Origin of the sequence: Rhodopseudomonas rhenobacensis, assembly GCF_014203125.1 — a bacterium.
GTDB classification, from domain to species: Bacteria; Pseudomonadota; Alphaproteobacteria; order Rhizobiales; family Xanthobacteraceae; genus Rhodopseudomonas_A; species Rhodopseudomonas_A rhenobacensis.
Genome location: NZ_JACHIH010000019.1, coordinates 97747 through 108028 on the forward strand (window position 1 = coordinate 97747; position 10282 = coordinate 108028).

Sequence of the window (10282 nt, forward strand, 5' to 3'; positions counted from 1 at the left end):
GCTAAGTCTGATAAACGGTTCATCGCTTGTGGTCGATAGAAGGTCGCCGTCGAGCGTCGGCTCGACGGCGGCCTGCAGTCGGTTGATCGGGCGGCCGATCAGTTCATCTTGACCGTCGGTTCGCGCGCCCAGACCCGTAGTTGGCCGAGTTCGCCGACGAAGCCCGTGGCATCCTTGGCGCCGTCGAGCTTGATGCAGCCCTCGTCGAGGCTGTCGAGCACCGCGGCCTTGGCGAGCAGCGGTTCGGCGGCGGTGACGTAGCCGATGAACTTGCAATGCGCGAACGCATCGGCGACGAAGTCGCGTGCGGTTGATTCCTGCACCAGCGCATCGATCTCGGCCTCCGAGGGCAACAGCGCGACGGCGTCGTACAGCACCGAGGGGCCGCCGTCGATCATCTGGTCGGCCTCGACGAAGCTGCCGTCGCTCAAGGTGGCGCCGCCGACCTTCGGCGCGATCAGTTCGACCACCGCGCCGGCCTTGGTGACCGCGGCCTGCAGCGCCTTCAACACCGCGGCGTCGGTGCCGTCGGTGATCAGGATGCCGAGCTTGCGGCCTTCGAAGCGTTTCGGTCCGCGCTCGACGATCGACAGCGCAGGCGACGGCGGCAGATCCTGCCGGGTCGGCACCGCGGCGTCGGCCGGCTCAGGCATGGTCTTGATACCGAGCGCCGCCGCGACCCTGTTGGCCAGGCCTTCGTCGATGTTCAACAGATGCGACACCACGCGTTCGCGGATCACCGGCAGTTTGCACTTGCTGAGCTCGAAGGTGAGCGCGTTGGCGATGTGATGCTGCTCACCGCGGGTCTGGCTGATGAAGAACTGCCGTGCCTGACTGTAGTGATCGGCGAAGCTTTCGGCGCGGAAGCGGGCCTTGGCGCCTTCCTCGGCCTCGGGGAACGGCACGAAGCCGCGGCTCGGGGATTCCCGCGGACCCTCGCCGAACGAGTTCGGCTGGTAGTTGATGCGGCCGACCGGATTGCGCATCGCCATATGGCCGTCCTGTTGGAAATGCGCGAACGGGCATTTCGGCGCATTGATCGGCAGATGGGTGAAGTTCGGGCTGCCGAGCCGCTTCAGCTGGGTGTCGAGATAGGAGAAGTTGCGGCCCTGCAGCAACGGATCGTTGGAGAAGTCGATGCCGGGCGGCACGTTCTGGGTCATGAACGCGACCTGCTCGGTCTCGGCGAAGAAATTATCTGGCATGCGGTCGAGCACCAGCCGGCCGATCGCGATCGGTGGCAGGACTTCTTCCGGGATGATCTTGGTGGGATCCAGGATGTCGAAGTCGAAGCCGTCGGCAAATGCCTGGTCGAACAGCTGCACCTGCAGCTCCCATTCCGGGAAGTTGCCGGACTGGATCGCGGTCCACAGATCGCGGCGATGGAAATCCGGATCGGCGCCGTTGATCTTGACCGCTTCGTTCCACAGCACCGACTGCAGCCCGAGCTTCGGCTTCCAGTGGAATTTCACGAAGGTGGATTCGTTCTTGGCGTTGACCAGCCGGAAGGTGTGGACGCCGAAGCCTTCCATGAAGCGGAACGAACGCGGGATGGTGCGGTCCGACATCTGCCACATCACCATGTGCATGCTCTCGGGCGTCAGGCTGATGAAGTCCCAGAACGTGTCGTGCGCCGACTGCGCCTGCGGGAAGGCGCTGTCCGGATCTTCCTTGACGGCATGAATGACGTCGGGAAACTTGATGGCGTCCTGGATGAAGAACACCGGGATGTTGTTGCCGACCAGATCCCAATTGCCTTCCTTGGTGTAGATCTTCACCGCGAAGCCGCGGACGTCGCGGGCAAGATCGAACGAGCCCTTGCTGCCGGCGACGGTGGAGAACCGCACGAACGCCGGGGTGCGCTCGCCTTCGCGCTGAAACAGGTCGGCGCGGGTGTATTTCGACAGCGATTTGTAGGTCTCGAAGAAGCCGTGCGCGCCGTAGCCGCGGGCGTGCACCACGCGCTCCGGAATCCGTTCGTGGTCGAAGTGAAACATCTTTTCGCGAAAGTGGAAGTCTTCCATCAACACCGGGCCGCGCGGGCCGATCTTCAGCGAGTTCTGGTCGTCCGCCACCGGGCCGCCCTGCGCGGTGGTCATCACCTCGAGGCCGAGGTCCTCGGCGGTCTGATGCAACTCGCCGCCTTCGCCGCGCGTCAATTTCTGGTCGTGCACGGTCGAGGTATGTCCAGCGGAACGCTTCGAGGTTTTGGCCATGAGGCGGGAGTCCTGTTTGGGCAATGGGAAGGAAGAGCTGAGGGGGCCCAGCGGCATGGGCCGGCCGGGCACTTCACAACGAAACGGCCCGGCGTTGCTGGCAACGCCGGGCCGGGAGTAATTACTTCTTGCCGACGGTGGCGCTGGAGTTGGTGTCGTCGAGCTTCTGCGCCATCTCGAGATGATGCTTCAGCGCGGGCAGGGTCTTGCCGGCCCAATCCTTCAGCTCGGCGTTTTCGCCGCTCTTGGAATAGCGCTCGAACAGGTTCACCGCATCCTTGTGGGCGTCAACCTGCTGCGAGGCGTAGAGCGGGGCGAAATCCGCGCCGCGGGCCTGGTTCAGCTTGTCGAGCTTGCCCTGGTGCGCGCTGTCGAGCTGGCTCGGCACGTTAACCTTCAGCGCGCCGGTGGCGAGCTTCTTCAACTCCGCCGAGGTCTTGCCGTGATCCTCGATCATCTGATTGGCGAACGTCTTCTGGGCTGCGGTGCCGTTGGACAGCGCCAGCTTGGCGGAGCCGATTTCGAACAGGTCGCTGATCGCGGCTTGGGTGACGAAGTCCTGAGTGGTCGGCGCGATACCGAGCGTGGAATTCACGCCGGTTTTTTCGCCGACCGACTGCGCCAGCACCGGGGTGGCGAACAGCAGGCAGGCGGCGATAATCGTCAAACGCTTCATGTTGGTGATCCTTTTCAGCTTGCAGCTTTGCGGTTGACGCCCTTGCGGAGCGCCACGGTGTTGAGCTTGGTGTTGGCGGCCTTTTCCTCGTTCAGATTGGTGGTGAGGAATCGGACGATGTCGTCGTGGCCGAGTTCTTCGGCCCAGGCGATCAGCGTGCCGTAGCGGGCGATCTCGTAGTGTTCGACCGCTTGCGCGTTGGCGACGATGGCGGCGTCGAGCACCGACTTGTCGGCGATCTCGCCGGCGGTTTCGTTGGACTCTTTGATCAGGCCGTCGATCGCCGGACAGTCGGTCCCCGACGGCGTCTTGCCGAGCTTCTTGAACACCTGGTCCAACCGCTCGATCTGCTTGTGGGTTTCCTCGAGGTGGGCCTTCAGTCCCTGCGCGAGGTCACGATTGGTGGCCTGCTCGATCATGGTCGGCAGCGCCTTGGTGATCTGCTGCTCGGCGTAGTAGATGTCCTGCAGACCGTGCAGCAGCAGGTCGTCCATCGATTGAATGTCTTTGCTGAAGAATCCCATGGTGGTCTCCAGAAATTGCTGCCATGCGCCCGCGATGCACTCCAACGGAGTGATCCGGGTTAGGTTCCCGGGCTGCGACGGCGGCGTTGGGCAAAAAGATCGCGGGTTTTGAAGGCCAGCACGCTGGCGGCCAGGGTGGCTCCGACGCCGTTGGCGATGACGATGACGTAGTCGGATTTCAGCAGCCCATAGAGCGTCCACAGCACGAGACCTGCGGTAAGCACGATCAGCATGTGCAGCGACAGGTCCTTGGTCGATCCGCGCGTCCAGGCTTTGCGCACCTGAGGCACATAGGACAGCGAGGTCAGCGTCGCCGCCGCCATGCCGATCCAGGACAGATATTCACTCATCGGCAGTGAGCGCGAACGACTGAGCTGCGTCGGTCCGCAGCGGTCGCAAGCGCCGCGCACCGACGCGCGAACGGGTGTGCATGTCGAGGTCTCCGGTTGGGGCGGACCAATCGCACGATGTGACAAATGTTCCCGACGTTACGCCGAGCGATCGCCGAGGGGGGGCGGGGCGGGTGGCTCCCCGGTCATCGAAAGTCGCGCTCCCGGCGACGACGGCGCGGCGCGCCGCGGCGTGGACGATTTTCCCCAGTGCGGCGGCGCGGGGTGTTGAGGCGGCCCGGATGCCGTGTTAGGTCAACGCCCAATGCGGGTGTAGCTCAATGGTAGAGCAGCAGCCTTCCAAGCTGAATACGAGGGTTCGATTCCCTTCACCCGCTCCAACCGTTATCTTATTGTCTCTACAGATATATTCCGCATTTCGCTTTGCGGAAGGCGGTCGTCCACGCGGCGCGGTCCGAGCGCTTGTGGCGAAGCACGGATCTTGTGGATGGTAAGTAAATACCGTGCACGGGAGGGGCGTCATCCCTTGCGGTTGGCCGACGCGCGTTGAGGGACCTGTCGAGCGAGATTGAGGCGCTCCCCCCGAGATTCGGACGGCACTCGATTGCGCCCGAGGCGCCGATGCGGGCGATGGTGCTGCCGGCGTTTACCGCGACTGCGGTCTGTAGTCAGGGCGGCGACGGCCGGGCGACCGGCACCGCGCAGCGCGTGCAGGCGTTGGAACCGATGATCGCCAACGCGCGATCGAAATCGAAATACGTCTGATGGACGAAATCTTGCCGGAGCAGTGCACCGCTCCCACGCGCACGGCCCTCTACCAGCCGTGCAGCGAGTAGTCGACGCCTCGCGGCGTCTCGATCTCCACGTCGGGATCGAGCTTGCGATAGCGGCCGCGATAGAACAGCAGCGGCCGCGGACGCTCGCCCGACGTGGTGGTGTATGACGTGACGCGTCCGATCAGGATCAGATGATCGCCGCCGTCGTGGCGGGCATGACACTCGCACGAGAAACAGGCGTTCGCCAAAGGGATCAGCGGCGCGCTTTTGGGGTCGGCCGGCTCCGCGATGCCATCCCACTTGTCGGTGAGCGCGCGGGCGAAGCGGTTGGATACCTCGCTTTGCGATTCTGAGAGAATGTTGACGGCGAAATGCGACGCGCCGGCCCAGGCGTCGAACGCCTTGGCGCTGCGCGCGATGCTGAACAGGATCAACGGTGGATCGAGCGACACCGAGTTGAAGGAACTGACGGTCGCGCCGATCCGCTCGCCGTTGTTCGCCCGCATGGTGACGATCGCGACACCGGTCGGGAACAGACCCAGCGCATCACGAAACGCTCGAGGCTCGATGGTCATGATCGGTCTCCAAACATGCGAGGGGCCGCGGGGCAGGCCCGCTGGAAGGGATCGTGCGACGCGCGGGATCGCGGTGGAGCGTCGACGAACATCGCGCCGGACGTCGATCGAATTGCGGAATAAGCGAGGCGCCGCCGCCGATTTCCGGAATTGACATCTACGACATTTATGTACACACTGTATATATAAATCAATGGAGACGTCGGTGAACGTTCAAACGCCCGGGCCGCTTGCCCTCGAAACAAATGCTGGATTTCGCACCGGCGCTGATTTTCTCGCACACCTCGCGGCGACGCCGCGTGCGGTGTTCGTCGACGGCGAACGGGTGTCCGATCCGTCGCGGCATCCGGCGTTCCGTCAGGCGGCGAAGCAGCTCGCCTCGCTGTATGATTTCGCGTTCGCGCCCGAGAACCTCGAGATCATGACCTATCTGGAGCCGGAGACCGGCTTGCGTGCGTTGCGCTGCTACCAGATCCCGAAGACGGTGGCGGACCTCACCGCGAAGCGCATCGCCGCGGAAAAATGGGCCGAATTGTCGTTCGGCCTGATGGGACGCAGCCCCGACCACGTCGCGAATTTCTTCACCGGCTACGCCGCCAAGCCCTCGGTGTTCGCCAAATCCGGCGCGCAATATGCCGAACGCGTGGTCAATTTCTACAAACGTCTGCGCGACAAACATCTCTACGTGTCCTACGCGATCGTGCCGCCGCAGATCGATCGCAGCAAATCGGCGAGTAACCAGTCCGAGCCGGATCTCTATGCCGGCGTGGTTCGCGAGGTCGAGGGCGGCATCATCGTCAAGGGCGGCCAGCAGCTCGCCACCGGCGGGGTGTTCGCCGACTATCTGCATCTGTCCAGCATTCACCCGCTGCAGCCCGGCGACGAGAACTACGCGATCAGCGTTGCGATCCCGATGGACGCACCGGGCCTGCGGCTGCTGTCGCGGCGGGCGTTCGCCACCCAGGCGACCAGCTCCTACGACTATCCGCTGACCAGCCGGTTCGACGAAACCGACAGCTTCGTCGTGCTCGACGACGTGTTCGTGCCGTGGGATCACGTCTTCATCTATCGCGACATCGAGCTGTGCCGCGACCAGTGGTGGAAGACGCCGTCGCACACCTACGGCAACCACCAGGCGCAAGCGCGGTTTTCGACCAAGCTGCGGTTTCTGCTCGGCATGGCCAAGCGGATGAACGAGGCGACCGGCAACGACGGCGCGCCCCCGGTGATGGTGCAGATGGGCGAACTCGCCGCGTTGGCGTCGATCGTCGAAGGCATGCTGTTGTCGCAGGAGGCGCTCGCCACCGTCGACGACGAAGGGGTGCTGTGGCCGTCGAAGAGCATGCTTTACGCGGTGATGGCGTTGCAGGGCGAAATCAATCCGCGGATGATCGACATCGTGCGCGAGCTGACCGGTGCTGCGATGATCACCTTGCCGTCGTCGGTCAAGGATTTCGACAACCCGGAGACCGCCAAGGACATCGAGCGCTATTATCGGTCGTCGCAGATGGGTGCCCGCGATCGCGTGGCGTTGATGCGGATGGCGTGGGACTTCATCGGCACCGAATTCGGCAATCGCCATCAGTAGTACGAGAAGTTCTACGGCGGCGCGTCGTTCATCGTGAAGATGAACATGTTCCGCAGCTACGACTTCCAGCGCGCCGGCGCGCTGGTCGATCGCGCCCTGAACCTGCCCGCGGTCGACATCGAGTCGTCCTAACGCCGGCGTCGGGCTTGCCCCGGTGCGGCGGTCGCCGGAGAGGCTGACTCGAAATTCGTCGCCGCAACCGGCCGCCGGTTTGCGGCGGCAGCGGCCGAGCTGCCGCCGGTGCGCGGGCGGCTGCGCGGCGCCTGCTTGGCGTTCAGCAGCTCGAACGCCGCAATCGCCGAGAGGTGCGCATGCTCGACGTGTTTGACCGCGGCGCTGCGGGCGGCGGCGCCGTTCTTGGTTGCGACGGCCTGATAGATCGCCTTCATCTCCTGCAGGCTGTGCTTGGCGCGTCCCGGCTGCGACATCGACTGGGCGCGCAGGAAATTGATCCGCGCCAACAGCGTCGACAACGTTTCCTGCATGATCCGGTTGCCGCACAACCGCATGATGTGACCGTAAAACGCCGCCGTCGAGGCGATCTTGCCCGGCATGTCCGCGGTGCGGATCGCCCGGCCGAACGCGGCCAGCGAGGCCCGCATTTGTTTGAGATCGTCCGTGGTGGCGCGTTTGGCGGCGATGCAGGCGGCTTCGCCCTCGAGCAGGGCGCGCACCTGATAGATCTCGGCGGCGTGGTCCGCGGTCAGAACCGGAATTTGCGGTCCGCGATTCGGAATGATGACGATCAGGCGTTCGGCTTCCAGACTGCGCAGCGCCTCGCGGATCGAGGGCCGACTGACGCCGAGCATGTCGCAGAGCTCGGCCTCGATCAATCGATCGCCGGGCGCAAAAAACCCATCGGTGATCGCGGCGCGAAGTTTCTCGACGATCTGTTGTTGAACCGTCCTGGGAGATATCCGGAGATCGTGAGCCGTCATGCTGTCTTCTATCGTTGGCCGAGTTGCCGCTGCCCCCATCGATCGAACACGGCGTAGCTCGCTTGGAACCAGTCTTGCTCTGCAAGCCGCTTGCGCCATTCCGTCGCGCGGGCGTTTTCCCGCGCCGGCGACTGCAACGCTTTGGCATCCGCGAGGTAATGCAAGGCCATGTGGGTGTAGATCTCTGGAACGCCATCGGTAACCAGCATTCGGCGCACCATCAACCAATCGGGGCATTCCATCAACAGCGGAATATGCTCCGTCTCGTACCAGGAGTCGAACTCCGCGGCGGCCTCGGCGGGGACGTTGAAGCAGACGCTGTAGAGAATGGGGGCGTCCAGCGCCGCTGCAACGCCCGGAGCGGCGGGTTTCGCCGACGTCTCGCTGGCGAGATAGCGGGTGAATCCGGAGACGTTGGCCAGCATGAAGGCGGTGTCCTCGGACGGATTGCTCTTGATGACCTTGTAGGCATCGCTCGACAGCACGCCGACGTCGTCCATCTCGTACACCGCGAGATAACCCTCGCCGTCCTGACGCCGGTAGCGCTGCGCGCTGACGAAGCCGGGGCACGCCATCCGCACGGGAATATGGTGCGTATCATACCAGTTGTGAAATCGATCGGTCCATGCTGCCGCCGGAGCCATCTCGGAGAACAGGACCGCTTGACCTTTGCTCTGCATTTGCGTGCGCCTCGATTGACAGATTGTCAGACAAACTGGTATCCTTTTGCGAACGCCTGTCAAGCCTTGGAAAGTCACACCAGATGCAGCTGAACATCCGCCGGACCTATCTGTTGATCGAAGACAAGAGCGAAGCGGCCGGCCGGCGGGTCGATACGCCGGTTCGCAAGGTCGCCGCGGTCGTGGTGCTGGAGAATCCGTTCGTCGGTCGCTACGTCGCCGATCTCAGCCCGCTCATCGAGGCCAGCGTCGGGCTCGGCGCTATGATGGGGGATATGGCGGTCACCGCGCTCGGATCCTACCAAGTGCAAGGTTACGGCAAGGGCGCGCTGGTCGGATTGAACGGCGAGGCCGAGCACGCCAGCGCGCTGATCACCACCGCCTACGCCAATCCGCTGCGCGAGGCGATCGGCGGCGGCAAAGCCTGGATCTCGTCGATGGTGAAGATGGCGGCGCCGGGTTGCGCGATCGACGTTCCGATGAATCACAAGGACGACGTCTATGTGCGCTCGCACTACGACGGCATGACCATCGCGCTGCAGGACACCCCGATGGCCGACGAGATCGCGGTGGTCTTCTGCATGGCGAGCCACGGCCGCATCAATGCGCGGGTCGGCGGTTTGACTCACGATGAGGTGGTGCAGCGCAATGGCGCCAAGGCTTAGCGAATGAAAACGGCGATCGTCAACATCGGAACCATCGTCACCGGCGACCTGAAAGCGCCGTTCGCTGCGGGTGACGCCATCCTGATGCAGGAGGGCCGGATCAGTGCGGTCGGCACCTTGTCGTCCGAGCAGGTGTCGGGCGCCGACGTGGTGATCGACGCCGCCGGCACCACGGCGATCCCCGGGCTGATCGACAGCCACGTGCACATCACTTTCGGCGACTACACGCCGCGGCAGCGCGTGGTCGGTTATCTCGAAAGCTACGTGCACGGCGGCACCACCACTGCGATCACCGCCTCCGAGGTGCACACCCCGGGACGGCCGAAGGATCCGGCCGGCGTCAAGGCGTTGGCGCTGGCGGCGCGCGGCTGTTTTCTGGAGTATCGGCCGGGCGGCATGCGGGTGCATGCCGGCTCTGTCATTCTCGAGCCGGGCCTCACCGAGGCCGATCTCGATGAGTTGGTGAAAGCCGGCGTGTGGCTGGCCAAGGCCGGCTTCGGCGCCTTCGGCTCGCCGTTCGATTATGCGCCGCTGATGCTCGCGGCGCGCGAGCGCGGCATGGTGACGACCATGCACACCGGCGGCTCGTCGATTCCGGGCTCCTCGGGGATCTGGGCCGAGCACGTGCTGAAGTCGAACCCGACCGTCTCGTTCCACGTCAATGGCGGCCCGGTGGCGATGCCGGAACAGGGCTTTGCGCGGCTGGTGAACGAAAGCCGCATCGCGCTGCAGCTGTGTACGGCCGGCAATCTGCGCACCGCACTGCTGACCGCGAAGCTGCTCGACGAGGCCGGCCAGCCGGAGCGGCTGTTGATCGCCACCGATACGCCAACCGGCAGCGGCATCATGCCGCTCGGTATGCTGTACACCATCAGCCATCTGGCGAGCCTCGGCCACATGCCGCCCGAACAGGCGATCGCGGCGGCGACCGGAAACAATGCGACGACCTATCGGCTCAATAACGGCTTCCTGAAACCCGGCAAGGATGCCGACGTGGTGCTGATCGACGCCTGCGCCGGCGGTTCGCAGGACGACGCGCTGTCGGCGCTGCGCAACGGCGACGTGCCGGCGGTCGCCGCGGTGGTGAGCGACGGCGTGCCGCGGTTCGTCGGCCGCAGCCGCAACACGCCGGCCGGCATTCGCACCGTGCGGGTGGCGAACACCAAGTTGCCGCGGGACTTCTCCGGCGCGGCGACGCACTAGAGCGGGATGACGCTTGGCTGAATCGATGGGGGATTCCCAAATCAGGCGGTTTCTGATTCAAGCTTGATGCTGGAATTGGGAGGCCAGCAGG

At 64.3% G+C, this 10282-nt stretch carries 11 protein-coding genes and 1 tRNA gene; 5 read left to right on the forward strand and 7 right to left on the reverse strand.

The annotated features are described in order from the left end of the window. Window positions 1-98 precede the first annotated feature (98 nt). The 4 genes from katE to HNR60_RS15225 form a co-directional block, all read right to left on the reverse strand. Entirely contained in the window at window positions 99-2216 is a 2118-nt protein-coding gene (katE, locus tag HNR60_RS15210) for a catalase (RefSeq protein ID WP_184258932.1), read from the reverse strand. 121 nt (window positions 2217-2337) lie between these two features. Next, window positions 2338-2892, reverse strand: a complete 555-nt coding sequence (locus tag HNR60_RS15215) for a DUF4142 domain-containing protein (RefSeq protein WP_184258934.1) — start codon at window positions 2890-2892, stop codon at window positions 2338-2340. 14 nt (window positions 2893-2906) lie between these two features. After that, on the reverse strand, window positions 2907-3416 hold the full coding sequence (locus HNR60_RS15220; RefSeq protein WP_184258936.1) for a YciE/YciF ferroxidase family protein: 510 nt from the start codon (window positions 3414-3416) through the stop codon (window positions 2907-2909). A gap of 59 nt (window positions 3417-3475) precedes the next feature. After that, window positions 3476-3766: a SemiSWEET family sugar transporter gene (locus HNR60_RS15225; protein ID WP_184258939.1), complete on the reverse strand. Its 291-nt coding sequence runs from the start codon at window positions 3764-3766 to the stop codon at window positions 3476-3478. A 306-nt stretch (window positions 3767-4072) separates the two neighbouring features. On the opposite strand from HNR60_RS15225, the gene HNR60_RS15230 reads away from it, so the two are divergent. Next, window positions 4073-4146, forward strand: a tRNA-Gly gene (locus HNR60_RS15230). 241 nt (window positions 4147-4387) lie between these two features. Continuing rightward, entirely contained in the window at window positions 4388-4531 is a 144-nt protein-coding gene (locus tag HNR60_RS15235) for a hypothetical protein (RefSeq protein WP_184258941.1), read from the forward strand. A 49-nt stretch (window positions 4532-4580) separates the two neighbouring features. On the opposite strand, the gene HNR60_RS15240 is transcribed toward HNR60_RS15235, so the two are convergent. Further along, window positions 4581-5117: a flavin reductase family protein gene (locus tag HNR60_RS15240; protein WP_210313574.1), complete on the reverse strand. Its 537-nt coding sequence runs from the start codon at window positions 5115-5117 to the stop codon at window positions 4581-4583. Window positions 5118-5322: 205 nt separating this feature from the next. Between HNR60_RS15240 and HNR60_RS15245 the strand changes: the two genes are divergently transcribed. Beyond that, complete coding sequence (locus tag HNR60_RS15245) at window positions 5323-6705, forward strand: 4-hydroxyphenylacetate 3-hydroxylase N-terminal domain-containing protein (protein ID WP_184258943.1); 1383 nt, start codon at window positions 5323-5325, stop codon at window positions 6703-6705. A 128-nt stretch (window positions 6706-6833) separates the two neighbouring features. Here the strand turns inward: HNR60_RS15245 and HNR60_RS15250 are convergent, their stop codons facing one another. Then, complete coding sequence (locus HNR60_RS15250) at window positions 6834-7643, reverse strand: GntR family transcriptional regulator (RefSeq protein ID WP_184258945.1); 810 nt, start codon at window positions 7641-7643, stop codon at window positions 6834-6836. Between the two features lie 8 nt (window positions 7644-7651). Then, window positions 7652-8323 carry a DUF4286 family protein gene (locus tag HNR60_RS15255; protein WP_184258946.1) on the reverse strand — a complete coding sequence of 224 codons (672 nt, stop codon included), beginning with the start codon at window positions 8321-8323 and terminating at the stop codon, window positions 7652-7654. Between the two features lie 83 nt (window positions 8324-8406). Between HNR60_RS15255 and HNR60_RS15260 the strand changes: the two genes are divergently transcribed. Beyond that, window positions 8407-8988, forward strand: coding sequence for an amino acid synthesis family protein (locus tag HNR60_RS15260; RefSeq protein WP_184258948.1), 582 nt, complete (start codon window positions 8407-8409; stop codon window positions 8986-8988). Window positions 8989-8991: 3 nt separating this feature from the next. After that, a complete protein-coding gene (locus HNR60_RS15265; protein WP_184258950.1) occupies window positions 8992-10191 on the forward strand; it encodes an amidohydrolase family protein in 1200 nt (399 codons plus the stop codon). Window positions 10192-10282 lie beyond the last annotated feature (91 nt).

What these genes read in the sequence shown, in the direction of transcription:
- katE (WP_184258932.1), bottom strand. Translation starts at nt 2,216, where the DNA reads ATGGCCAAAACCTCGAAGCGTTCCGCTGGACATACCTCGACCGTGCAC.
- HNR60_RS15215 (WP_184258934.1), bottom strand. Translation starts at nt 2,892, where the DNA reads ATGAAGCGTTTGACGATTATCGCCGCCTGCCTGCTGTTCGCCACCCCG.
- HNR60_RS15220 (WP_184258936.1), bottom strand. Translation starts at nt 3,416, where the DNA reads ATGGGATTCTTCAGCAAAGACATTCAATCGATGGACGACCTGCTGCTG.
- HNR60_RS15225 (WP_184258939.1), bottom strand. Translation starts at nt 3,766, where the DNA reads ATGAGTGAATATCTGTCCTGGATCGGCATGGCGGCGGCGACGCTGACC.
- HNR60_RS15235 (WP_184258941.1), top strand. Translation starts at nt 4,388, where the DNA reads ATGCGGGCGATGGTGCTGCCGGCGTTTACCGCGACTGCGGTCTGTAGT.
- HNR60_RS15240 (WP_210313574.1), bottom strand. Translation starts at nt 5,117, where the DNA reads ATGACCATCGAGCCTCGAGCGTTTCGTGATGCGCTGGGTCTGTTCCCG.
- HNR60_RS15250 (WP_184258945.1), bottom strand. Translation starts at nt 7,643, where the DNA reads ATGACGGCTCACGATCTCCGGATATCTCCCAGGACGGTTCAACAACAG.
- HNR60_RS15255 (WP_184258946.1), bottom strand. Translation starts at nt 8,323, where the DNA reads ATGCAGAGCAAAGGTCAAGCGGTCCTGTTCTCCGAGATGGCTCCGGCG.
- HNR60_RS15260 (WP_184258948.1), top strand. Translation starts at nt 8,407, where the DNA reads ATGCAGCTGAACATCCGCCGGACCTATCTGTTGATCGAAGACAAGAGC.
- HNR60_RS15265 (WP_184258950.1), top strand. Translation starts at nt 8,992, where the DNA reads ATGAAAACGGCGATCGTCAACATCGGAACCATCGTCACCGGCGACCTG.